This window comes from Paenibacillus endoradicis (assembly GCF_024721975.1).
Window position 1 is genome coordinate 81,850 of sequence record NZ_JANQBB010000005.1, and the last position, 26,495, is coordinate 108,344.

19 protein-coding genes are annotated in these 26,495 nt (G+C 37.1%); 15 read left to right on the plus strand and 4 right to left on the minus strand.

What is annotated here, in order from left to right:
- Positions 1–12: 12 nt before the first annotated feature.
- The 10 genes from NV377_RS16840 to NV377_RS16885 all read left to right on the plus strand — a co-directional run bounded on the left by NV377_RS16840 (position 13) and on the right by NV377_RS16885 (position 15,350).
- Positions 13–2,997, plus strand: coding sequence for an extracellular solute-binding protein (locus NV377_RS16840; RefSeq protein WP_258201962.1), 2,985 nt, complete (start codon positions 13–15; stop codon positions 2,995–2,997).
- On the plus strand, positions 2,987–3,907 hold the full coding sequence (locus NV377_RS16845; protein ID WP_258201963.1) for a carbohydrate ABC transporter permease: 921 nt from the start codon (positions 2,987–2,989) through the stop codon (positions 3,905–3,907). Before NV377_RS16840 ends, NV377_RS16845 begins: the two co-directional genes overlap by 11 nt.
- Before the next feature lies 1 nt (position 3,908).
- Complete coding sequence (locus tag NV377_RS16850; protein ID WP_258201964.1) at positions 3,909–4,790, plus strand: carbohydrate ABC transporter permease; 882 nt, start codon at positions 3,909–3,911, stop codon at positions 4,788–4,790.
- A 17-nt stretch (positions 4,791–4,807) separates the two neighbouring features.
- Positions 4,808–6,943 carry a YIP1 family protein gene (locus NV377_RS16855; protein WP_258201965.1) on the plus strand — a complete coding sequence of 712 codons (2,136 nt, stop codon included), beginning with the start codon at positions 4,808–4,810 and terminating at the stop codon, positions 6,941–6,943.
- Positions 6,940–9,189 (plus strand): DUF5696 domain-containing protein, encoded by a 2,250-nt coding sequence (locus tag NV377_RS16860; protein WP_258201966.1) that lies wholly within the window; start codon positions 6,940–6,942, stop codon positions 9,187–9,189. The genes NV377_RS16855 and NV377_RS16860 overlap by 4 nt, the downstream gene beginning before the upstream one ends.
- Positions 9,190–10,122 carry a carbohydrate ABC transporter permease gene (locus NV377_RS16865; protein WP_258201967.1) on the plus strand — a complete coding sequence of 311 codons (933 nt, stop codon included), beginning with the start codon at positions 9,190–9,192 and terminating at the stop codon, positions 10,120–10,122. It begins immediately after the preceding gene.
- Between the two features lie 21 nt (positions 10,123–10,143).
- Positions 10,144–11,049 (plus strand): carbohydrate ABC transporter permease, encoded by a 906-nt coding sequence (locus tag NV377_RS16870; RefSeq protein WP_258201968.1) that lies wholly within the window; start codon positions 10,144–10,146, stop codon positions 11,047–11,049.
- 60 nt (positions 11,050–11,109) lie between these two features.
- Positions 11,110–12,867 (plus strand): ABC transporter ATP-binding protein, encoded by a 1,758-nt coding sequence (locus NV377_RS16875; RefSeq protein WP_373425832.1) that lies wholly within the window; start codon positions 11,110–11,112, stop codon positions 12,865–12,867.
- Entirely contained in the window at positions 12,867–14,696 is a 1,830-nt protein-coding gene (locus tag NV377_RS16880) for an ABC transporter ATP-binding protein (RefSeq protein WP_258201970.1), read from the plus strand. The genes NV377_RS16875 and NV377_RS16880 overlap by 1 nt, the downstream gene beginning before the upstream one ends.
- A gap of 84 nt (positions 14,697–14,780) precedes the next feature.
- Positions 14,781–15,350: a DUF6199 family natural product biosynthesis protein gene (locus NV377_RS16885; protein ID WP_258201971.1), complete on the plus strand. Its 570-nt coding sequence runs from the start codon at positions 14,781–14,783 to the stop codon at positions 15,348–15,350.
- A gap of 59 nt (positions 15,351–15,409) precedes the next feature.
- On the opposite strand, the gene NV377_RS16890 is transcribed toward NV377_RS16885, so the two are convergent.
- The 4 genes from NV377_RS16890 to NV377_RS16905 form a co-directional block, all read right to left on the minus strand.
- On the minus strand, positions 15,410–16,801 hold the full coding sequence (locus tag NV377_RS16890) for an amino acid permease (protein ID WP_258201972.1): 1,392 nt from the start codon (positions 16,799–16,801) through the stop codon (positions 15,410–15,412).
- A 302-nt stretch (positions 16,802–17,103) separates the two neighbouring features.
- Positions 17,104–18,183, minus strand: coding sequence for an HD-GYP domain-containing protein (locus NV377_RS16895; RefSeq protein WP_258201973.1), 1,080 nt, complete (start codon positions 18,181–18,183; stop codon positions 17,104–17,106).
- A gap of 134 nt (positions 18,184–18,317) precedes the next feature.
- On the minus strand, positions 18,318–19,370 hold the full coding sequence (locus tag NV377_RS16900) for a ThiF family adenylyltransferase (protein ID WP_258201974.1): 1,053 nt from the start codon (positions 19,368–19,370) through the stop codon (positions 18,318–18,320).
- A gap of 40 nt (positions 19,371–19,410) precedes the next feature.
- Entirely contained in the window at positions 19,411–20,148 is a 738-nt protein-coding gene (locus NV377_RS16905; RefSeq protein ID WP_258201975.1) for a molybdenum cofactor biosynthesis protein MoaE, read from the minus strand.
- A 194-nt stretch (positions 20,149–20,342) separates the two neighbouring features.
- Between NV377_RS16905 and moaA the strand changes: the two genes are divergently transcribed.
- From moaA to ytvI, 5 genes are all read left to right on the plus strand, one after another.
- Complete coding sequence (gene moaA / locus NV377_RS16910; RefSeq protein WP_258201976.1) at positions 20,343–21,344, plus strand: GTP 3',8-cyclase MoaA; 1,002 nt, start codon at positions 20,343–20,345, stop codon at positions 21,342–21,344.
- Between the two features lie 68 nt (positions 21,345–21,412).
- Positions 21,413–22,849, plus strand: a complete 1,437-nt coding sequence (locus NV377_RS16915; protein WP_258201977.1) for a bifunctional metallophosphatase/5'-nucleotidase — start codon at positions 21,413–21,415, stop codon at positions 22,847–22,849.
- A gap of 114 nt (positions 22,850–22,963) precedes the next feature.
- Positions 22,964–24,070 carry an HD-GYP domain-containing protein gene (locus tag NV377_RS16920; RefSeq protein ID WP_258201978.1) on the plus strand — a complete coding sequence of 369 codons (1,107 nt, stop codon included), beginning with the start codon at positions 22,964–22,966 and terminating at the stop codon, positions 24,068–24,070.
- Positions 24,071–24,302: 232 nt separating this feature from the next.
- The gene (gene yfkAB / locus NV377_RS16925; protein WP_258201979.1) at positions 24,303–25,418 is read left to right on the plus strand and encodes a radical SAM/CxCxxxxC motif protein YfkAB; all 1,116 of its coding nucleotides are present in this window, start codon (positions 24,303–24,305) and stop codon (positions 25,416–25,418) included.
- Between the two features lie 20 nt (positions 25,419–25,438).
- Positions 25,439–26,470 (plus strand): sporulation integral membrane protein YtvI, encoded by a 1,032-nt coding sequence (ytvI, locus tag NV377_RS16930; RefSeq protein ID WP_258201980.1) that lies wholly within the window; start codon positions 25,439–25,441, stop codon positions 26,468–26,470.
- The last annotated feature ends 25 nt before the right edge of the window (positions 26,471–26,495 follow it).

Here is a 26,495-nt window from a genome sequence, read left to right on the forward strand (position 1 = left end):
GAGTGGCATGTAATGATACGAGGTAAATTACAAATGAAAAGTAGATATGTTTGGTTAATTTTATTATTGCTAGTTATCGCTACATTAACGACGGGACTTATTTCTAGTCAAGTAAAGGGCACTCTTCGTTCAGGTCCGTATCAAGCGAACTTATCACTAAAGGGATTTGTAAGTTGGGAGGATCAGTCTGTAGCAGAAGCTGATCTAGATCCCTATTATGCGAATGTTCTTCAGGATTGGGAGCAGCAACAAATAACTTCGGCAACATCTCGTATTGAAATAGACGCTACCACTCCTTCTGCTCAATCGAGTCAAACTGACATCTATGAGGGCTCATACGGAGGCAAAGATAATGTACTCATATGGGAATCTAGGGACACGCACTGGATAGAATATGAAGTTAATGTTCCAGAGGGTGGATTATATGAATTACATGCGCTCTATCACCCTATTAAAGGTGAAAGTTATACCCGACCGATAGTATGGGATGTCAAGATTAACGGAGAACGTCCTTTCCGAGAAGCATCATCAATCACATTATATCGATTGTGGCGTGACAAGAGCGAAATTTTGAAAAATGATGACGGTGATGAGATTCGTCCTGTAGCACAGGATATTTCAGACTGGAGTCAATGGCCGTTCGTAGATGCTGGTGCCAATTATGCAAAGCCGCTTAAGTGGTATTTTACACAAGGTAAAAACACGATTCGGATTGAAGGTTATGAGCCAATCGCGTTAGATAAATTTTACTTAGAACCGCCTAAGGTTTTGCCTACTTACAATGATGTTACTAATGAGCAGGAAATAGAACCACTTAATCAAGAGATCATTACGTTGCAGGCAGAACAAATGGAATGGAAGAATGATCCTTCTATTGTAATGATGTGGGATCGTGATTGGAGTACTGTTCCTCGTGCAAAAGGACGTATTACTTATAATACGATGGGGGGAGTTCGGTGGGATTGGCCAAACCAAGAGGCTGCTTGGGAATTTGAAGTAAGTGAAAGTGGATACTATCAAATTGGAATGAGAGCACTTCAAGAAAGATTTTCCCAAAAAGCTTCTTTTAGAAGAATTCAGATCGATGGGGAAGTTCCTTTTGAAGAATTATTGACGTATCGATTCCCATATTCCTCTTCATGGAAGGGAGTAGTGCTTGAGGATAGTTTGGAAGAGCCTTTCAACTTCTATTTGGAAAAGGGGACACATACTTTATCGATAGCTTTGACACATGCAACGATAAGTCCAATTGTCCGTGGCATAGAGAATTTAAGCTCACTATTGCGTGAGGCTGAACAAGATATAAGATCTTCGACTGGACGCCAAATTGATCGAAACCGTACTTGGAAGCTAGATCGAGATTTACCAGGTTTAACTGACAAACTAGAATTAGCACAAGCTAACTTAATTGTTTTGGCAGATGAAATGGCAAATGTGAATGGAAGTAAGGACAGTATAAGTGAAGGTTTTCGAGCATCGGCGAGTGATATTGAGGAATTATTAAAGCATGCTGATGATATACCCTACTATGTAGATGAGATTACTTCAATTACTGAAAAAATCAATAATTTTGTCGTTAATTTGCATAAGCAACCACTCCAATTAGATGAAATATATATTGTACCTTATGGTCAATCGATTCCTGTGATGGAAACATCTGTGGGAGATAAGGTCGTAGGACAGTTAGCTAACTTTGCCTATTCATTTAATACACGTCAAAGTTTAGATGATATGGATGCGACGGAGTTAAATGTTTGGGTACTGCGTGGTCGAGATTATGTAACACAACTACAAGATCTTGTTAATGAACAATTTACGCCAGCAACTGGAATTAAAGTGAAAGTGAATCTACTTCCTACTACTCAATTGCTCGTTTTATCTAATGCGGCGGGATTGCAACCAGATATTGCCCTTGGATTAAATCAAGATTTACCTGTTGATTATGCAATTAGAGGGAGTATATATGATCTTTCAAAATTCGAAGATTTCGATGAACTATATGAACGCTATAGCCCAGGATCATGGCAAGCGTTGTATTACGACGGAGGTTATTATGCTATTCCTGAGACACAATCGTTCCAAGTTCTCTATTATCGTAAAGATATTATGCGAAATCTTGGATTAGAAATTCCTGAAACTTGGGGAGACGTATATGATGCACTACCAACTTTGCAACAAAATGATATGAATTTTTATATCAATCCAACTGAATTTTTACCATTTATCTATCAAAATGGTGTTGATTTCTACTCAGCTGATGGACTAACTACGGCACTAGATTCACCCGAAGGTTTCAAAGCATTCCAACAGTGGACTGATTTGTTCAATATGTATGCTCTTGAAAAACAAGTGCCGAGCTTTTATCAACATTTCCGTAATGGAACAATGCCTATCGGTATCTCTGATTATAATATGTACATTCAATTGTCGGCAGCAGCACCAGAACTTAACGGTCGCTGGGGAATGGCACTTATTCCAGGAGTGGAACAAGAGGATGGATCTATTACTAGATGGGCAGGCGGGCAACAAACGACAGGGGTAATTTTCGAGAAGTCTCAGAAAAAAGATGATGCGTGGACTTTTATGAAATGGTGGGTATCCACAGAGGCTCAACAACGTTATGGTTCAGATCTAGAAGCTATAAATGGAGTTTCATTCCGCTGGAACACCGCTAATATAGAAGCCTTTACTCAACTTCCTTGGAAAAAAGAAGATTCAAATGTCATTTTAGAACAATGGTCTTGGTATCGAGAAAAAGAAAATCCTCCTGGAGGTTACTTCTTGGGACGTGAACTGAATAATGCTTGGGTAGCGTCAGTAATCAATGGAACGAACTATCGAACGGCGCTTGAGACAACAGTTATGGATATCAATCGCGAATTACTGCGAAAACAGCAAGAGTTTGGTTTTGTGAATGAAAACGGCGAGATCCAAAAAAGGTTCAGCTTCCCTCAAATCACTGATCCATGGGCGGGAGTGAATGATTATGTCAAATAAAATAAGGATTCATTTGCAAAATATTTGGAAGTTCAGATTAAGCTACTTATTTATTACGCCATTTATGCTTTGTTTCCTAGCATTTATTGTTGTACCTGTTGTAGCTGCTGTTGTTCTAAGCTTTACCTATTTTAATGCTATTGAAAAGCCTAGATTTATTGGGTGGCAGAACTTTCAATATCTAATATCACAAGATTTATTGTTTCTAAAATATGCTCTTCCTAATACTTTTAAGTTTGCTTTAATCGTTGGACCTGGTGGTTATATAGCGGCTTTTCTGTTGGCATGGTTAATCTCTCAATTACCAGGTAAATTGCAGAAGTGGTTCTCTCTTGCAATGTATACACCATCGCTAACGATCGGAATTGCCATGTCTATTGTGTGGTTGCCGATGTTGACAGGTGATCGAATTGGTTACTTGAATAGTATTCTTCTTAGACTTGGGGTTATAGATGTGCCTCAATTATGGGTAACTGATCCGGACTATTTAATGAATGCCATGATAGTGGTCACATTATGGTCAAGTATGGGTGTAGGGTTTCTCGCTATGCTCGCAGGCATCCTTAATATTAATAAAGATTATTATGAAGCAGCTCGAATAGACGGTATGAAAAGTAGGTTACAAGAAATATGGTACATTACGATACCATCTATGAAACCACAGATGTTATTCGGAGCAGTAATGGCTATTGTAGCCACATTTAAGACAGGTGCCATTGGAGTGGAACTATCGGGAACGAATCCAACACCTGCGTATTCCGGACATCTTATTATTAATCATATTGAAGACTTTGGATTTATTCGGTTTGAGATGGGCTATGCAGCGGCTATTTCTGTGTTTTTACTTATTGTTATGTATGCTTCAAATCGATTAAGCTGGGGACTTTTTGGAACGAAAGGAGATGAATAATATGTGGTATAAGTTTCAATTATATCGCCGGAATAGAGTACAAACAATGGATGGATTCCAGAAATTATTAACGGTAATTCTCATCGTGATCTCTATTTTCATGTTATTACCTATCGTCTATATATTTAATCATGCATTTAAGCCATATCATGAGTTGTTTGTGTATCCACCTACCTTTATCGTGAAAGAGCCTTCCCTGCAAAATTTTAATGAACTTCTTTCTGTTACAGCAAGGTCAACTGTACCTATGATTCGCTACATTTTTAACAGCGTATTTGTATCGGTAGCATCCGTTGTACTTGTAACGATTGTTAGTGCACTATGTGCGTACCCTTTAGCTAAACATAAGTTTCCAGGGGCAGCATTTGTGTTTAGTAGCATTCTTTTGACTTTAATGTTTGCACCAGAAGTCGTACAAATTCCAAGATATTTAGTCGTAAGTCAATTGGGCATTATGAATACTTATTTTGCTCATTTCCTTCCGATGATGGCTATGCCCGTTGGCGTGTTTTTACTTAAGCAATTTATGGATCAAATACCAGATGCATTATTAGAGGCTGCTCGAATAGATGGAGCGAGTGAGTTTACAGTGTTTCTACGAGTGGTGATCCCTGTATGTATGCCAGCTGTTGCTACAGTAGCTATATTAGCGTTTCAAAATTCGTGGGCGAATATTGAAACGTCATCGTTATTTATGCTTGACGATGAGATGAAGAGCTTTGCTTTCTTCTTATCGACGTTAACTAATAACTTGGCTAACAATGTTGCTATGCAAGGTGCAGCTGCGGTCGCATCACTTATTATGTTTATTCCTAATCTAATTGTATTTGTAATTTTACAAAGTAAAGTTATTACGACTATGGCACATTCAGGTATTAAGTAGAGATAGGGGGAGGTCAGATGCATAAGCAACTGCGGCGGTTCTTACTACTGCCACTGTTACTATTGATATTATTAGTGAACGCAATCTTACAGCCTCAGACTGCTTCGGCGGATGTACCTTATACAACCTATTATAAGGACAATTATGGTCAACATTATCAAATTCAAGCAGCGTATACACCAACAGCAATGATTGGTTCGCAACTATTTATAGAAGTAAATGGAGAAGAACAATACTCACCACTAGTTCAACCGCAGGATCTATTTATTGACCAAGACGATCAAATGTACATCGCAGATACAAACAATAATCGAATTGTACATTTGAATGAACGTGGAGAATTAGTTCGAATTCTTGAATTTCCGGATAATCCACTGAAACAACCTCAAGGTGTATTTATTACAGATAAAGGTGACATCTATATTGCCGATACGGGTAATCACCGGATCTTGAAATTGAATAAAGAAGGAATAATAATTGCGGAATTCGGTAAGCCAGAGAGTCCTCTTATTCCAGACGGTTTTAAGTATGATCCAATAAAGCTTGTTGTTGATAAAAGAGGGTTTCTCTATATTGCTACATTGGGTGGCTATCAAGGTTTGTTGCAATTGGATCCTGATGGTAATTTTCAAGGTTTTTTTGGAGCTAATAAAACAAGCTTTTCTGTTGTAGATAGCATTAAAAGACTCCTTTATAGTCGTGAAATGTATGAGCGAGAAATTAGTAAATTGCCGGGTTCCATTACTAGTGTTGCTTTAGATTCCAATGGATTTGTTTATACGGTAACCAAAGAGGTTAAGCGTGGGCAAGTTAAAAAGTTGAATATTGCTGGACTAGATCAATTGGCAGGAAAAAGCGAATATTCTAACTCGGATGATGCTAGTTCATTTGGTGAAAAAATTCGCTCTGGTGGATATAGTAGGGGCGTAACATCACAACTCAATGATTTAACGGTTGATAAAGATGGGAATATCACCGTGATCGATTCAAAATTAAATGTAGTCAGTCAATACGATAGTAATGGTAATCTACTATTTTTCTGGGGAGGAGCTAGTCAGGACACAACAAGTAAACTCGGTAATATTAAATTGCCTTCTGCTGTCGCTAATGATTCCAAAAACAATTTATACATTTTAGATAGTGAAAATAATGTGATTCAAAAGTTCTCATTATCCGAATTCGGAGAGTATGTTCACAGCGCTAATTCACTTACACAAGATGGAAGATATGTAGATAGTGAACCAATATGGGAAGAAGTGAATCAACTGAATGCGTACTATGCACCTGCAGTTCTCGGTTTAGCCAAAGCTGCTTATAAGAAAGGTGAATATGAGCAAGCAGAACAATTATTTACTTCTATTGGCGTCGCTCAAGGTTATTCTGATTCATTTTGGCAAAATCGCTTGTTATGGTTTCAAAATCAATTCGGTTTTTTTATGAATTTATTTATAGCAGCATTTGCTTCATTAACGCTATTCCGATATATTGCACGCAAGAGAAACTGGAAGCTTCAAGTACGACTAACAGATCGATCAGTATTGCTGCAGCAACTAAAGCATACGTTCTATATTATTCGCCAACCGATTGATGGATTTCATGCCATTCGTTATGAACAAAAAGGCAGTATATTAAGTGGAACGATTCTACTAGTTTTTGCCATAAGTTCATACGCGATTATGTCATCGCAAATACATTTTATATTTAATCCATCTGTCATTGTACGAGTGGAAGTGTTTACGCCGATTGTCCAATTTTTAGTATTTTGGTTTGGATATGTGGTCTCAAATTATTTAATAAGTTCTTTGAATCAAGGAGAAGGAAGATTACGTGATGTTTATATTGCTAGTTCATATGCCATGTTCCCATTTATTATTGTTGGCTTACCGCTTACGTTAATATCTAGAGTGATGACATTGAATGAAGAAGCAATATTTATGTTTTTACAGTATTTTCTGTATGGGTGGGTTATTTTACTTATTTTTTGGAAGGTGCAAGGCATTCACAATTTTAGTGTTGGTGAAACGATAAAAACATTAATTTTAACGTTAATAACGATGGCTATATTAGCAATATTACTATTTCTTATGTTTAGTTTATCAAGCGAACTTTATCACTTTGTATATTCAATCTATCAGGAGGTGGCTATTCGATGATTCGAAAGCATGGAACAACGATTGCAGGCGCAGTAGCCACGCTATTGGTATTGGGTGTATTAGTATGGTTTATTCAATCAGAAGTAGGGAGTGAAGCACCCAACTTAATTAATGTAATTGCTAGTGAAATAAGCGCTGATGCTTCAGCTAGAATAGAAGCTCGACTACCTGTTGAAACAGATTTTGTCCTTGCAGGAGAATCAGATCATTTGAAACTGTGGGCAGATCAATCGACCGGACATTTCAAAGTCGAACAAAAAGATTCTGGTTACGTTTGGAGATCTTATCCTGATCCTGCTTATTGGGATACTGAAACTTCAACAGGGTTGTGGTATTCCAATTTGTTATCACCTGTCATGATTGAATACATTGATGCTACCAACTCAAAATCTCAAGCAAAATTAACAAACTTGATGGAAGAAAAAGGAGTCATTGAACAATATGAAAGGATCTCAAATGGATTTCGAGGAGTTTATCATTTCGTGAATAGCGGATTCAAAATTCCATTTGAAGTGGTGCTGGGGGATAATTTTGTAGAAACGAAAGTGATCGACAGTGGTATTGAGGAAGGGAAATATAGTCTACTAAATCTAAAGCTATATTCTCAGTTTGGGGCAAAACCATCTATTAATGAGGATGGGTATATATTAATTCCAGATGGTCCAGGAGCACTTATAAAGTTTGATCAGAATAAAAATCAAGACAAATCGATTTATCGAGAGATGGTCTATGGATCAGATCTATCATTCTATAATGAGGCTACGAATCGTCAAACGGTTACAATGCCTGTTTTCGGAATAAAGTCAGGCAAACAATCATTTTTAGCCGTTTTAACTGAAGGGGAAGAATATGCGAAAATATTTGCTGCTCCAGCAAATGCCCTTGGTCAATCGAATTGGGCAACAGGAGAATGGCAATATCGCATTAAGTTTTTCCAAAGTACAGATCGTGATGGCAATCAGGGTTTTTTCACTTATAGTAATGAGCGATTTGAAGCACCGTCTAGAACAACTAGATACTATTTAATGTCAGGTGATCACAGCGAGTATTCAGATATGGCCACAACATACCGTAATTATTTAATAGAAACTTATGACTTAACCAAGCAGGAAAATGTAAGTGACAATATCCCTTTTTATGCTGATCTAGTAGGTGCGGATCTACAAGAAGGTTTACTTTGGGATGATTATATTACAGGTACAACGACAGACGAGGCCCTTAACATAGTAGATAAATTGTATGAGTCTGGAATCCAAAATGTAAATGGTATCTATAATGGCTGGCAAAGATGGGGATATAGCTCATATGGCGGACTTTTTCCTGTTGATCAACGATTAGGTGGCAATGAAGGGATGCAAAAATTCACTACTCATACGAAAGCATTAGGCGGGAAAGTATTTCTAGCAGCCAATTATGCACTTTACAGTAGCAATCGTGGAAACTTTTGGAGCTTAAACGATGGGCTTCGTAATATGGCAGGAACATTGTTGAAATATGAGGCGAATAATGGGGATGAAATTCCTTATGTTTCTCCACACTATGCTTTCAATGAAGTTGCTGATGATTTAGTTGATTATACTTCCATTGGGGTAGATGGTGTGATGTTTACAGGAGGGATTGGAAATGCTCCGCATACCGATTTTAATACGAATAATAAAGCGAGTAGAGCTGATGTTATCATTGGACAACAGGATACTTTAACTTCTGTAACGCGTGAAATTGGAGAGTCAGCAGTGGATGAAGCGGCTTTCTATAGCTTAGGTTCTGTGAATCATATTCACCGACTCGCAGATGATTATTCCTATGATATTTTTGTGGATGAGACGATACCCTTTGCACAAATGGCTTTACACGGACTTGTAACGTACACTTCCGAGTGGGGAAATATGCGTAATGAATATCATAATGAATTTTTACGGAGTGTGGAATACGGGGCTTATCCTGCCTATATTTTTTCAGCTGCACCATCAGGCGCTTTCAAGAAAGCATATTCCATCTGGCATTATAGCCTTAATGAAGATTCTTGGATCGATTCGGCTGCCGAGCAATATAAACGTATGAATGAAGCACTCAAGGATGTCCAGGATCAATTTATTGTGCATCATGAAACTTTATCAGACGGCGTAAAACTAACTGAATATGAAAACGGTAAGCGTATTATCGTCAACTATAATACTGAAAGTTATTCGTATCACAATATTGTTGTACCTGCACAAGATTTTGTTGTAGTGAAGGAGGGGAAATAAATGCTAGCGAGAATGAAGAAATCACTACAGCATAATAGATTCAATCTATTAAATCGATCAACTAAAACACGTCGACCAATTTGGCGCAATACAGCTACACTACGAAAAATTGAAGGCTCTTTTTTTATTGCACCTTGGATTTTCGGATTTATCGCATTTGTCGCATTTCCCCTAGTATATTCCTTTTATATGAGCTTTAATCTAGTGAAAATTACCGTTACTGGAGTACAATCTTCTTGGGTTGGCATTCAATACTACCGTGAGATTCTGTTTTCAGATGGGGGATTATTATATGATGATTTATTTCCTTTTCTGAGAGAGGCATTAGTAATTATTCCGATTATATTAGTGTTCTCGTTAATGATAGCTATTTTACTAAATATGAAATTTTATGGTAGAGGTCTGTTTCGAGTTATTTTCTTCTTGCCAGTCATATTCTCTTCGGGGCAAATTATTGATGAGTTTATGGAGCAAGGCGAAGGGTCCTTAACGATTATTTCAGATTTGAAGGTGGATACATTTCTTCAACAATATCTACCCGAGATGTGGCTGAATCCAGTTCAAAATGTAATTGGTTCGTTTGTATTAGTGCTCTGGTATTCAGGTGTGCAAATACTTATATTCTTAGCAGGAAGACAAACGATATCAGGCAGTGTATACGAGGCGGCACGCATCGATGGGGCGGATCCATGGAGTATTTTTTGGAAAATTACATTGCCAGGAATGGCACCATTTATTTTCTTGAATTTAATCTATACCATTGTTGATCTATTCACGTATCCTTCAAATCCAATTATAGGTAAGGTGACCACAGATAACTATGGTCTATCGAGCGCATTAGCTTGGATTTACTTTATGATTGTACTCGTATTCATTGGAATTGTTCTTGTTATATATTCAAGAATTAACAATAAGTTAGCTGCACAAAGATAATATAAGAGAGGTGGACATAGAATGAATAAAGTGAAACAGTTATTACTAGGAAAAGAAGTAGACAAAGGTTTATTGTTTCGTATTTTCATGTATCTACTACTTATCGATGTAGCTTTTATTTATTTGAAACCGATAATTTATATGCTAACAACAATGATCAAAAGTAAGTCTGATTTACTTGATCCAGCAGTAATATGGGTTCCGATGAAGTTATACGCTGGCCACCTCATTGATGCACTAAGCATGCTTGACTACTGGAAGGGATTTACGATAAGTGTTACCGTAGCTAGTTTAAGTGCATTCTTTCAAATAATTTCATGTGCAATTGCTGGATATGCTTTTGCTAGACTGGAGTTTCCGTTCAAAAAGTTTTGGTTTGCTGCTTTGTTATTTACCTTTATTATGCCGCCACAAGTAACGATTCTGCCATCTATCTTAATGTTCAAAGAATTTGGTTGGATTAATACTTATTGGCCACTAATTATTCCTACTTTGTTCGGACACGGTTTAAAAGGAGCTTTATTTGTACTCATATTTAGACAATTTTTTTCAACATTACCGAAGGAAATGGAAGAGGCTGCTCGTATGGATGGAGCTGGCGCATTGCGAATATTTTTCAAGGTCATGTTACCTATCTCTAGATCAGCCATTATTGTAGTGTTTTTATTTTCATTTGTATGGACATGGAATGATGCCTATTTCCCTTCTATGTACATGTTCGGAGCATCCGATGTCCCTTTATCTACAAGTTTATCTAAGTTAAATGCAAAATTAGCTATGGAGGCACAAGAAGGTGGTTTACGAGCTTTTTTAGAACCTATTAAAATGGCTTCATCATTCTTTATCATCTTGCCGTTATTAGTACTATACGCTTTTACTCAAAGATGGTTTGTAGAAGGGATTGAACGTACAGGAATTGTGGAATAGCAAGGTATGGAAGAGGCGGATATAAATGTAGTTCATACTGTTATAGGAAGTGGTGCAAAGTTGGATTCACAACGTATACTATCGCAGTTTTTCAAGAAAACATGGATCTTCTATATGTTTTCGATCTTGCTTCATGGTATTGCTAATATTATTCAGGTTCAATTCCCACATGTATTAGGGAAATTTACAGATGAACTACAATCGGGTCAACTATCATGGGATGGGATATATCGCTATGGTTGGCTATTACTTTTAATTGGTGCTGGTTTCGCAATATTAGGGGGACTTGGACAATATTTGGTCATGTATACAGGGCGATTGTTCGAGTACTTGAATAGACAACGACTATACACTCATTTTCTCGGATTAAGTGAAAAGTTTTATTCCAACAATGGGGTCGGCAAACTATTAAGTTATTTTATGAACGATATTACTGCCGTTCGAGAGTCAATCTCGATGGGCGTGAACCAAACAGCGAATGCATCGATGTTACTTATCTCCACTATTGTTATGCTACTGCTCTCGGATGTTCCTTTATATTTGGTGGTGGCAAGTATTATCCCACTATTGTTAATTCCTATCATTGTCGTTTGGGTAGGACCTATTATTAAAAAACGTTCGTTAAAGGTGCAAGAAGCACTAAGCGCAATGACTGCCTCCGCCGAAGAACAATTTGCAGGTATTCGAGTGACTAAGAAATTTGCAGTAGAATCTGTCATGAATAATCGCTTTGGTGAAACAGTAGATGCAATCAAAGAAAATCAACTTCGCCTCGTACGAGTTTCTTCACTATTTCAAGCGATCATTCCTTTTCTAGGATCAGTATCTCTTATCGTTGCAATTGTATTAGGTGGCTACTTAACAATTCAAGGGAGAATTACATTAGGTAGTTTCGTAGCGTTAACGTTATATGTTCGCATGCTAATGAACCCACTTCAGCAAATTGGTAATGTCATTAATACTGTTCAGAGAGCAAGAGCGTCTCTAGAGAGATTAAATGATTTACTAGGTAAAAAACCTGATATTGTGGAATCTAGTCAAGCCATTGATCTTCCTTCTGAGAAAATGAGTATCTCAATTCACGATCTATCGTTTAGCTATGAGAAGGAATCGAATGGAGAAGAGGGAAGAAAAGCGCTCAGTAATATTTCTTTCACAATACCAGAAGGAACAACACTTGGGGTTATTGGGCGCACAGGAAGCGGGAAAACTACACTGATGAAGTTATTATTACGTTTATATGATCCTCCTGCAAACACCATTTTATATGATCATTATGATGTTAGAGAGTTAACAATTGAAAGCTTACGGACCTCAATTGCATATGTGCCACAGGATGGCTTTTTGTTTAGTTCTACGATACGTGAGAATATCGCCTTCTTTAAGCGGGACATAGACGAAGAGAAAGTATTATGGGCGGCGCAAGAGGCACGCATTTATGACAATATTATCGATCTACCTGATCAATTTGAAACTAAGCTAGGTGAGCGCGGAGTAACATTATCTGGCGGGCAGCGACAAAGAACCAGTTTGGCTAGAGGCATAATAAAGGAAGCGCCTATCCTAATACTTGATGACAGTGTGAGTGCTGTAGATTCTGTAACTGAAAGTGAAATTTTGAACAATATTAAGCAATTAAGGCAAGGGAAGACGACGATTATTATCGCAAATAGAGTTAGCGCATTAAAACAAGCAGATGATATTATCGTACTGGATGGAGGAGTAATTGTTCAGCAGGGTCGACATGAACAATTACTTGAAGAAGATGGCCTCTATCGCAAATTGTTTGAATTGCAGGAGGAGGGAACAAGAGCCTAATGGCACAAGCGATTAACAATTGGCAGATGGATCAAAAGGCAGATTTAAATGCCCCAAAGGAAAAACCAAAGTACATTTCCACCTTTCGAGCTTTATCTGGATATATGTTAGAGCATAAATACACGTTTATAGGTTTTATCATCTGTACATTAATTGCTATTGGCGGCGAGTTACTACAACCTTATTTGCTCAAACTTGTAATCGATGACAACTTGATGGTAGGTAAAAATGATTATAGCAACTTACTAACTATTGGTGGAATATATTTAGCATTATCAGTCATTAGTTTGCTCTTCACCTATTTGCAAAATAATTTATTACAAAAAGCAGGACAGAGTATTGTCGCAAGTATTCGCAAACGATTATTTAATCATATTTCTAAGCTTTCTATGTCTTATTTTGACCGTGTACCAAGCGGTAGTTTAATTACACATGTATCAAGCGATACAGAGGCAGTGAATCAATTTTTCCAGCAAGTTGTCCTTAGTATTTTTAGAGATGGATTTACGCTAGTCTTCATTCTGATTCTGATGTTCCAATTAGACGTTAGTTTGACCTTATACTGTTTAATTTTATTACCTGTAATTGCATGTATAGCGATTGCGTTTCGATCCTATATGCGAACGACTTATCAATTAGCTAGAACAAGATTGTCTCGTTTAGTTTCTTTTGCTGCTGAGAACTTGGCAGGCATGCCATTAATTCAAGTGTTTCATCAACAAAAGGAGCAAAGTAATCAATTTCATGAAAAAAATGATTCCTATTTTCGCGCTAATCTTAGAGAAATTCGGACAAATGTATTGTTTAATCGTTCGTTTGAAATTCTTAATAACATTGCTATTGCTTGTATTGTTTGGTTTGGTGGTCAAGCGGTATTAGGGAAAACGCTTGAATTCGGTGTGTTATATGCCTTCATTACATATATTCGCTTATTTTTCCAACCAATTAATACAATTACTCAACAATGGAACACACTGCAAGCTGCTACTGTTGCCATTCAACGTATTTGGACATTGCTAGCCATTGAACCTGATGTGAAGGATCACGTAGAAGCAAAAGAACTATCTTTATCTAAAGTTAAGGGCGCAATTAACTTTAATCGTGTTGTGTTTTCTTATGGAGATGGTGAACCCGTTATTAAAAATTTAAACCTAAACATTAAACCAGGTGAGATGATTGGTATTGTTGGAACCACCGGGGCGGGCAAAAGCTCACTTATAAGTCTATTATGCCGATTTTATGATGTGAATGAAGGAGATATTTCGATTGATGGTCATTCAATTACTCAATTACAACAGTCACAATTACATCGCATGGTTGGCTTAGTACAGCAAGAGCCATATCTATTTACAGGTAGCGTATTGGATAACGTTCGGTTATTTGATCAATCCATTTTACGAGAACAAGTTATTGATGCTTGTCGCTTTATCGGAGCAGATACGATTATCGATCGAATGAAGGATAGTTATGATACAGGACTCTCTGAAAGAGGTAGTGGATTGTCCGCGGGTGAACGACAGTTAATATCATTTGCTCGTATTATTGTGTTCCAGCCTCGTATTCTTATATTAGATGAAGCAACTGCTAATTTAGATTCACAAACAGAACAACTGATTAGTAGAGCTCTTGATATCGTATCGCAGGGACGCACGACTATTATTATTGCCCATCGATTATCTACTGTAATGGGTGCGGATCGAATCATCGTTATGCGACAAGGAGAAATCGTGGAAGAAGGCAATCATTCGGAATTAATGCAACTTGAAGGGCATTACCAAGAGATGTATCTTTACACTCAAGGAATCACCAATGAAATGGTTAAGATTTAACATTAATTGTTCCCTCCCCAAAGCTCTGAAACAATTGTAAAAATTTAGCGTATAAGACTATGAAGGGACGGAGGAGGGAGCAGAATGAATGGTTTGATTGGGTTTCTATTTTTAGTTGGTGGATTAATTGGATTCTTCTCACCTCAAACAGCATGGTATCTATCTATTGGATGGAAGTTGAGGGATTCAGAACCTAGTGATGCAGTGCTTGCTTGGAATAGAATTTCGGGTGTTATTTTAGTGTTGATTGGTTTTATTATGATAGCATCATCTTGTGCTAATTTATTTACTGGCGGTAGTCAAGGGCGATGGGCAGAGCAATTTCAGCAACGAGTAGAAGCGGGAGAAATTAGTTCAATTTCAATTATAATATCCCCAGCAAAAAAATTAACAGATGATGAATTAAGCGAAGTCAGTCCATTCATACGTGAGGCAACATTAATACCATTCGATATACCGAATTCTTATAGCTCAAGTGGCCATGGCACATTGAAATTTAACGATGGTTTTGAAGTGGATTTGGAGTTTTTTGGTTCTTCCGGAGGGATCGAGCTTCATCCAAATGATATAGACAAAGGGTTCAAAATAGAAAGTGTACAACTTGAACGATGGTTTAGAGCTTATTTAAACGAGATGTATGAAACTGTAGATTAGCTAGAAATCATAAAAATGGTGTCTCATTGTCTAATAGTAGACAACAGAGACACCATTTTTTATTTTTTATTCATTACACTATGTTTACTACCGTAGAACAGATAGATAAACAATCCGATGATAAACCATATACCACATGCAATCCACGTATGAACAGATAGTTGGAATATTAAAAATACACTTAATAAGAATGATCCGATCGGCACAATAGGAAAGAACGGTACTTTGAATCCTCCTGATGGTATATTCTTATCTTTTCGTAAGTAAATAACGCCAATAGACACGATGATAAAGGCTACTAAAGTACCAGTGCTAACTAGTTCAGCCAGCTCTGATAATGGAATGAAACCGGCACATAAAGCAACAAGTATGGAGAAAATCCAAGTGTTTTTAACTGGTGTCTTATATTTTTTACTAAGCTCATACATACTTCTTGGCAGTAATCCATCTCGTCCTAATGCGTATAGAACTCTTGTCCCGCCATATAACATAACTAATATGACAGTCATCATTCCAACAACAGCACCTAGTGAAATAATACCTGCCACCCAATCTTGATGAATGACTTGTAAAGCAAAGCTAACGGGATCAGTTACGTTAAGCTTTGTATAGGGGACAAGACCGGTTAATACAAGCGAAACTGTTACGTAAAGGAGAGAGCAAATAACTAACGAACCAATAATACCAATCGGCATATTACGACGTGGATTTATTACTTCCTCAGCAGCTGATGAGACAGCATCAAATCCGAGATAAGCGAAGATGACAAGAGATGTCCCACTTAATACACCACTTACTCCAAAAGGCATAAAAGGTTGCCAATTTGCTGGTTCCACGTAAAAAATACCGACTCCAATGAACAATAGAATAACGCCTACTTTTACAAAAACCATAATCGTATTAATTTTTGTAGACTCTCGAATTCCAATCGTTAATAAGAGCGCAATTACTAAAACAATTGCAATAGCTGGTACATTAATATACGTCCCATTGGAAGGATCCCAAGGTCCGGATATAGCTTGCGGGATAGAGAGATTAAATCCTGCTAGCAATGAATTTAGATATGATGACCAGCCTGTGGCGACAGAAGCGACAGCTAGACCATATTCTAACAATAGCGCCCATCCAACTAACCAAGCAATTAATTCTCCAAATACTACATATCCATACGTGTATGCACTACCTGCAACAGGGATTGCTGATGCGAATTCTGAATAACACATTCCTGCCAAAGCACAAACTATAGCAGCCAAAATAAACGAATATATAATAGCTGGTCCTGAATGACTTGCAGCTACTGTACCAGGAAGAATGAATATACCTGTTCCAACAATAGCTCCAACCCCAAGCATAATGAGATCAAACGGTCCTAATGATTTCGTTAGCTTAACACCATTGTCGTTGTTTAATAATTCTCCAACAGGTTTTTTCCTGAACCATACACTTTTCATAATAAGCCCCAATCTATTAAACATATGTAGAAATTCTATACTGTAACTTATTAAATATCAAATGTTGAGAACAACTTTCAAAATAAATTGGTGATGGATGAAATATATAGAAATTAATAAAGAAAAATACAATATGTATCGAAGTAATTGATGAGAAAGTATCTGTCTATTGATTTTGTGACAAGGAGATTATTTAAGTACAACAAAAAAAAGGATGTCTCATTTTTGCTAAGAGACATCCTTTATGCTAATTTTATCTCCCTTTAATAGGGGTGGTTTACAATTAGAAGTTGATAACAATATTAGAAGTAAACGTGAGTAATTTCTAGTGTTCGTTCGGTTGTTAAGTCAATAAATTCATGACCTATTTTAATAAGTGGACTGAAAAACTCAGTTGGATGAGTCATAATAATTGATCCTGTACGACCATCATTCAATTTAATTCTTTTTCCAATAAAGTTAGGTATCATATGTTGAATAAAAGTATGGGTGATCACAGGATCTAACTCTGAAAAGCTCAGACGATATAATTCTTTCAGAACGAATAATAGGTCTCGTTCTTTCTGATAAACTCGGGAGGAAATCATTGCGCTGTATATATCAGCTACAGCGATAATACGCCCAATTTGAGATATTTCTTGGTTCTTAACACCGTGAGGGTAGCCTGTGCCATTAATTCGTTCATGATGTTGCAGCGCACCAATTGCTAATTCCTTATCAGCATGTGAATTCATTATAATTTCATAACCATAAATGGTGTGACGTTTGATCTCATCAAATTCCTCGGCCGTTAATTTTCCAGGTTTATTCAGTACAGATTCATCAAGCTTACATTTTCCGATGTCATGTAAAAAACCTGCATTTCCTACTGTTGTAGCCTCTTCCTTAGACAATCCTAACCAATTCGCTAAATAATAGGAAAGCATTCCAACTTGAACGGAATGTTGGTATGTATAACTATCTTGATTATTAAGTAGTAGTAATAGTGACACAACGTCACGTTCTAAATGTAAATTTTGAAGTAGTGGATTAAAAGTAGCGGCAGCCGCCTCTGTATCGATCGCATTTTCTGTTCTAGCAATATGAAATAATTCTTGAATATTATTAACTACCGCATCATAAATAGGTTTTACTTGAGGAACCCACTTAGGAGTAACAGTAGATTCAAGTGTTCTTTCTAGTTGATCAAAGTCTTCAAGACTATTATTGATAAGGCCGCTTCTTTCTAAAATGTCTATGTAATCAATTTGATGCTGTAAAAGTTTACTAATTTCCGCAGAATAGAGAACGGCTTTTTTTGATAATATATGAAGCCCATAGCTATTAAATACATCGTCTCGAAGAACATCGCCATCTACGATGTCTGTTACATGAATTCTCATAATCCACCTCATTAAAATATGTACGAGCCTATCAAAAATATTTATGATAAATTATTAATTGATTACAAGTCCAATATTATCAAAATTTGTAATCTCTTTCAATGTAAGAAATTCCAAAATTCTTGCAATAATCATTATATTTTAACAAGATGTGCAATTATTGCTTCTGCTTTAGAAATATTGTCGGTTCCTTGCACAATTGCACGTCCATCTGGAAAGAAAACAATCGTATGTTGATCATTGTAAAATAATTTGAGCAAGTAAGTATTTCGCTTTAATTTGTAATGGGTATTATAATAATTCTCTAGTTGATCTAGTGTAACAATCTTTGAACCAGGCAGTGTTACTTGAACAGAATCTCGACCACATAATGAGGAACTGAACACTTTAGGCACATCTTGCTGAAGATTTTCAAATTCATGATGAGTGCAAACAGGACAATCCGTTCTTCGAGCATGTGCAATATTTAGTTTTAATTGATCATTTGTCCAACAATCAAACTGAAGTAGCGAGTGATGAAGGGCAGTTACATTATGACTGCAATATTTAATAACTTCTGTTACCTGGATAGAGGCAATCATATGTACGATTGAACCTAGTACTCCGGCAGTATCACAAGTTTCGACTGTACCTAATACAGGTTTTTCTGGAAATAAGCATCGATAACAAGGTGTCTTCTTAGGTATAAATGTAGCAGTCGAACCACTAGTACCTACGACTGCACCGTATACCCACGGGATTTCATGTGCAATCGAATATTCATTAATGAGATAACGTACAGAAAAATTATCGCTTCCATCAATAATGATATCAATCTGATCGAGTAATTCTTCAATGTTAATAGCAGAAAGATCAGCAATAATCGGTTCAATTTCAATATTCGAATTAATAGCTTGTAAATGCAGAGTTGCAGCGGTTGCCTTTGGAGAAAATTGTATAGCATCTTCCTCGGTATACATGATTTGCCGTTGTAAATTACTAAATTCTACAAAATCACGATCAATTAAACGCAAATAGCCGATTCCAGCTCTTGCTAGCTGTTCGGCGATAACGGATCCTAGCGCACCTAAACCAACGATAGCACATCTTGCTTTGTGCAATTCTGTTTGACCAGTTACGCCTATATGTGAGATTTTTAGCTGCTTAGAATAACGTGATAAGTTATCAACTGTAACTTGGTCTTTCACTTTGATTGCTCCTAATATGGATTTGAGGGAATATAATAAATTATTGCTGTAGACTTACTGTAGGTTTCCACGTTCCTTGCTGATGTCCCTTCCACTCGGAGCCATCTTCCCAAATTTCTTTCTTCCATATCGGTACAATTTGTTTTAGTCTTTCAATAGCATAGCGACTTGCTTCATAACAGTCATCACGATGTGCAGTAGCGACTGCGATTACGACACTAATCTCAGCCAATCCAACAGAACCAATGCGATGCGTAATCGCACAATCGGCACCATGCCAACGCTCTGCAATTTCTTGGCCAATCTGTTGCATTGTAGCAATTGCCATAGGCTCATAAGCTTCATAATCTAAACTTATCGTTCTCATTTCTCCAGTAAATTCACGAGTTGTCCCAACGAAGAGTAGTGTTGCTCCATAGGCAGGCGTTATGACTTTATTCATCACGGATTCCGTGTTAATCGATTCATTCGTAATTTCGAATTTCGAAATTGCATTGTTTTGTAGCTTGATATTATCGCCGTGCTCTCCACCAGACACCGGTGGAAGTAGAGCTATTTCTTGTTCATAATTAATGATTTGTTCATCGATACAATACTGCATATTAGCTGCTATATAACAGACTGAAAGTGAAGCTGCTTGTTGCGGAAAAGCTTCACTAAGGTGTTTTTTCAATTGTAATGTAGTATAAGAAGGTTGTTCGAGAGAGACTTCGATAACCGAGCTTCCAAAGCGTTCAGTTAACCCAGCAAAAAGCTTGAATTTCCAACTATATGTCATATAATTACCTACTTTATTTCATAATGTACAATAGCATTAATAAAAGTTCAAATAGCAGGCTTTCATATTCGATGTCGATTAAGTCACCAGTGTTACTTCGTTTTCAAAGTCTGCTTTTTGAACTACAGCTAATAGCATACCATAATTGAGTTAAAAATGTTATGCTAGAAGCAGTAGAGAAGGGAAGTGACAGCATGCAAATACTTGAAGACAGATACGGAAGATTACACGATTATTTGCGTATTTCAGTCACAGATCGTTGTAATTTACGTTGCTTGTACTGTATGCCTGAAGAAGGTGTTCAGTTTGCAGCTTCTGAAACTTTACTTTCTTATGATGATATCGTTGAAATAGTTAAAGTAGGAGCTTCATTAGGCATAAAAAAATTAAGAATAACTGGTGGAGAACCATTAATTCGTCCCAATTTACATGAATTAATTGGTCAACTTTCAGCAATTCCTCAGATTGAGGATATTGCATTAACGACCAATGGCATATATCTTGAATCTCAGGCAGAAAAATTACGTAAAGCAGGCTTGAATCGGGTTAATATAAGTTTGGACACACTTGATCCAACACGATTTAAGTTCATTGCAAGAAATGGTGACTTGAAAAAAGTGTTAGCAGGAATTGAAGCTGCAGCGAAGGTTGGATTCTCACCTATCAAATTGAATTGTGTTCTTCTTAAAGGTATTAATGAAGATGAAATAGCTCAATTTTTAAGATTAGCTTATGAACAACCATTGCATGTACGTTTTATTGAATATATGCCGATTGGGCATGCCGATGAAGGTTGGAAACAACATTATTTACCGCTTTCTACCGTTCTAGATATCGCGCAAAAAGAAGGCTACAATATAAGCGAAAAGAATGAGATTCAAGGTAATGGTCCGTCTGAAAACTGGGAGTTTTCAGGTGGTGTTGGGTCATTCGGTCTTATCCATCCTATTAGCGATCATTTTTGCAAAAACTGTAATCGACTTCGCTTAACTTCAGATGGTCTGATTAAGCCATGTCTATATTGGATGGATGAGCTAGACATGAAATCTGCTATAGGTAACAGTGATGAGCTACGCAATGTTTATTATAAAGCGATGCAAATTAAGCCGCAAAATCATGAGATGGCTGAGAAGTTACTGGATATTGCTCAAACTCATGTGCCGACGGAGCGAAGAATGTCTCAAATCGGTGGCTAATTACATCTAGTGCAAGTTTAAATAGAAGTTACAGAGCGTAATGTAAAGCGAAGTGTGGGGTGACAGAAATGGAGAAAGACATACAATTAAAGCAGATTGCGATCTATCATAGTAACGATATTCATAGCAGATTGGAAAACAGTGCCAAAATTGCGACGATTATTAATAATGGGCGTAAACAATATGGCGAGGAAAACGTAATAGCTGTAGACATAGGCGATCATATGGATCGGGCAAGAATGGAAACAGAAGGAACGGACGGCTATATACATCGTGAACTATTGAATGAAACGCGATATGATGTCATCACACTTGGCAATAATGAAGGTCTAACATTTACTGCGGAACAACTTAATGCCGTATATAGCGGTAATAATAGTTTTCAAGTCGTCTGTAGTAATATTCATAGTACAGAGCAAGAAGATCCTAATTGGCTGTTACCCCACTTAATTATGGAGATAAATGGAATTAAGATTGGGTTTGTTGCTGCAACAGCTGATTTTACTGATTTTTATGAACAAATGGGTTGGCAAACAGAAGAACCCTTGCAAGCCATTAATACTCAAGTTGCGAATATTCGAGACCATGTTGACATTATTGTACTTTTATCACATCTGGGTATTAAGATTGATGAGATGATTGCCGAAAAATGTTGTAATATAGATGTCATTATGGGGGCTCACACTCATCATCTGCTAGACCCTCCTGTTCATATTAACAACACACTTGTGTGTGCAGCAGGTAAATTTGGGTCCCATGTAGGTAAAGTTACTATTCAATTAGACACTGTGTCTAACGAACTGACTGTTTTTGGCGAGTGCATTGCTACTGCAGCGTATGAGGAACAGACTAGCATTACAAATATTATTTCAGAGTATGGCCTTCAGGCTAAAGAAGTTTTAAAGAGACCAATAACGATATTACAAGCTCCACTGCCAACATCAATTGAACGAGAAAGCCCGCTAAGTAATCTATTGGCAATGGGATTACGCAAATGGTGCGATGCTGAGATTGGATTAGTCAATTCAGGACAATTATTAGCGGGATTGGCAGTTGGTGAAGTGACCGCAGGAGAGATTCATGGTATATGCCCTTCTCCTATTAACCCATGTCGGATGACCTTGTTGGGTAAAGATATTAAAGAAGCATTGGAGCAATCTATACTTGACGAATTTATCCAGTTGCCAATTCGAGGTTATGGTTTTCGCGGCGAGCGACTAGGTAATCTTGCAGTAGATGGTTTAGAGATTCAGGTTAAACGAAGCAATCCACCAATGGACAAAATTATTTCTATAAAGGTTAATGGCATACCACTACAACTGGATCAGTATTACAGTGTGGGTACGATTGATATGTTTACGTTTAATGTAGGCTACAAAAGTTTAGCTAATTACAAAGAGGTTACATACTGTTTGCCAGAGTTTATTCGATATATTGTTGAGGTTGAATTAATGAACTTGAACAATATTGATCAGAGTCATTATCATCGTTGGAGTTTTTCATAGCAGTAACTTAAAACTAACGATGGAATGGTAGTGGAACTCTTAAAAAATATGTTGTAGCAATTCTGTAATTAAGAGTAAAATGAAGTATAGTTTTATACAGAAGGGATCGGAAGTATGCGTCTTCTCACAATAAAGCAATGTAAGCCAGGTATGAGGCTAGCAAAAAAGATATTTTCAGAGGACGGTATCGTACTTCTCGGCAACGAGATGGAACTGACTCAAAGATTAATATCTCGTTTAGAGGCTTGTAATGTGCAATACGTATATATCCAAGATCCTCGGACAGAAGATATTGATCATTCGCCATTAATAAGTGAAGATACTTTTCGCATTGCGGTGAAAGAAATCCGTAAAAATTTTGCTGCCATGATGATACCTGCTCCATCACATAAACCGATTAGGCGGCCATTTATAGCTAAACCACTTAAAGAAATGATGGGTCTAATTATTGACGATTTATCCGATAATAAGGATGCTATGATTATGTTAATGAACATGGGCATCGTTGATCATTATTTGTACCAGCATTCTTTAAATGTATGTGTTTATACGACATTGTTAGGAATGAGTCATGGTTATTCCCGAGATGAAGTTATCCATCTGGGATTAGGTGCTTTACTACACGATATCGGTAAAACGCAAGTTGCTATTGATATATTGAAGAAGCCTCACTCTTTGACAAAGGAAGAATATGAAGAGATGAAGCTACATACGACCAAAGGATTTGAACTGTTAAAAGATGAACCGAATTTCCCGCTTTCTATTGCCCATTGTGCTTTCCAACATCATGAGCGAATTGATGGAAGTGGTTATCCTCGAGGTTTATCGAATAATGAAATTCTGGAGCATGCAAAATGGATTGGCATCGTGGATTCCTATGATGCGATGACAACAAGCCGTATATATAGTAGCCCGATGCTCCCTCATGATGCAATGGAACGATTATATGCCGGTTCTGGAACATTATATGAACAATGGATGCTTGCTCATTTTCGTGATAAAGTAGTAATCTATCCTGTAGGAATTTCAGTAAAACTTAGTACAGGTGAATTTGGTGTAGTAACCAATTATAATGCTAGTTACCCTCATCGTCCCATCGTTCGTGTTCTAATGAATGAAGCGGGAGAAGATCTTAGTATGCCATATGAAATCGATATGTCTACTAGTTTAAGTACGATGATTATAGCTGTGAATGAAGACGATATTTCTATTAAGAAATAAGCATTTGCATAGTTTGCGAGATGATTCAGCCTCCGTAGAACATTACTAATTTCGTGATTAGTTAATATGAGATTTTAATATAGGATGCTGGAAGACCGCCTCGAAACAAGGCGGTCTTCTTGTTGAGAGTTGAAAAAATATGAATTTACATATTGAGTTTGCTTCTATATCTATAGACCCTTACAATATATATGAATAGAAAAGTAAAAAAGGTTAAGGTGCGATTACAATAATGAATCAATTACTATTACCAATGTCTCCGACAAATGATCCTTGGGAGGCAATACATTCGTTACAAAAATATGGTAGACATCGATTAACTAGTGTAGAGATGACCGTAACCAATCTTTGCAATATGCGTTGTGAGCATTGCGCGGTTGGGGATACATTAGTTATGAAGGAACCTACGAAAATTCCATTAGACCTAATGCTGAAAAGACTTGATGAAGTGAAAGAACTTCAGACAATTAGTATTACTGGTGGAGAGCCAACGTTTGCTCAGAAAACGGTAGATGAATATATCGTTCCACTTCTTCAATATGCTAGAAGTAGAGGCATCCGTTCTCAAATTAATTCCAATGTGACACTTCCATTCAAGCGCTATGAAAAAATAGCACAATACCTTGATGTTATGCATATTTCTTTCAATTATACAGAAGCAAAAGATTTTCATGAAGTTGGTTTTGCAAAAGCGGGTCACTCTGTTCCGCTGGAAGCAGCAACGAAGCTATACAATCAAATGATTGATAATGCTAAAAGGTTAAGTGATGCTGGTGTGCTAGTCTCAGCTGAATCGATGATTAATTATCGAACGCATGAGAAAATCGATCGGATTCATGAATTAATCGTTGAGATGGGATGTCAACGTCATGAAGTTCATCCGATGTATCCAAGCTCATTCGCTAAAGATTTGCCCGCAATTACAAAAGACGAGATGCGTGCAGCTATCGAGTTGCTACTAAATACTAGAGATCAATCGATTTGGATGCTTTTCGGTACATTACCATTTTATCATTGCAGTAATATTGTAGAGGAAAGACAATTACTAACTCGTCTTAATCATGAACCTAACGTATCAGTTCGTAATGACCCTGATGGTCGTAATCGATTGAATGTGAACTTGTTCACAGGAGAAGTTTTCGTAACAGACTTTTCAGATGTTCCTTCGTTCGGAAGTATATATAAGGAGCCTCTTGATCATATTTTTGAGCAATGGTTAGATCATCCTTTAGCTAAAAGTGTGAATTGTCATTGCCCTGCTGTTTCATGTAGCGGTCCAAATTTATTAGTGAAAGATATGTACTATAAGGATGATAATTTCCTTCTACGTAAGGCGATTATTGATTAATTTGATGAGGATGTGATACTTTGTCAGTTCGTGCGATGCTTTCAATTGCTGTTGCTCTAGGTTTGCTCTATTTATCGTTTACAGTAGGAGCTCCGTTTCTACTTGCGCTGATCGTGGCAATATTTCTAGAGCCGCTTAATAAATTGTTTATGACAAAGCTTCGTATGCCACGTTTAGTAGCGGCGATTATCTCCTGTACATTGTTTACGGTCGGTTTACTTGGATTAATGTTTCTAATTGGACTTAAAGTGCTCAATGAAGTTATTGCTTTTGTTGAGAAGTTACCACGGTATTTCTCAAACTTAAGTGGTATGACCGATGACTTACTAGGTCAATTAAGAAAATCATACGAAAATTTACCGCCAGAAGTCGTTGAGTCACTTGAAAAATACATGACAACGATTATCGATTGGTTAACAAAAGCGGCAATGGGTCTATCAGGTAAATTGGGATCTGCACTTTCTGCATTGCCAAGTATGTTTATATTCTTTATCGTGTTCATTGTTGCTGTGTATATGTTAAGTTTCGGGCTGCACACATTGAAACAATCTGTTATCTCCTTTTTCCATGAAGAGTCTCATGATAAAGTAACGACTGTATTAGATAGCTTGAAAGTATCCATCTTTGGGTTTTTACGTTCTCAAATTATTTTAAGTGCTATGACTTACGTGCTTTCACTAGTTGGATTATTAATTCTCGATATAAAGTATCCACTTGCAATTGCTTTACTTATTATTATTGTTGATATATTGCCAATTTTGGGTACAGGTTCTGTACTCGTACCGTGGGCAATATACTGTCTATTCGTTGGTGATATTTTTACAGCGATCGGATTAGTATTACTATTCGTAGTGATTACTGTATTCAGACGTACAGTAGAACCGAAGATTCTCGGTGATGCAGTAGGGATAGGCGCGTTATCTGTACTAATTAGTTTATATGTAGGACTAGAACTTGTTGGCGTAATAGGTGTTTTCCTTGGCCCACTTGTTGTCATTATCTACTCAGCTTGTAAAAAGGCAGGTATTATACCATCATCGATTAAACTGTAAGTGCTTTTTGAACAACCTCGTAAAT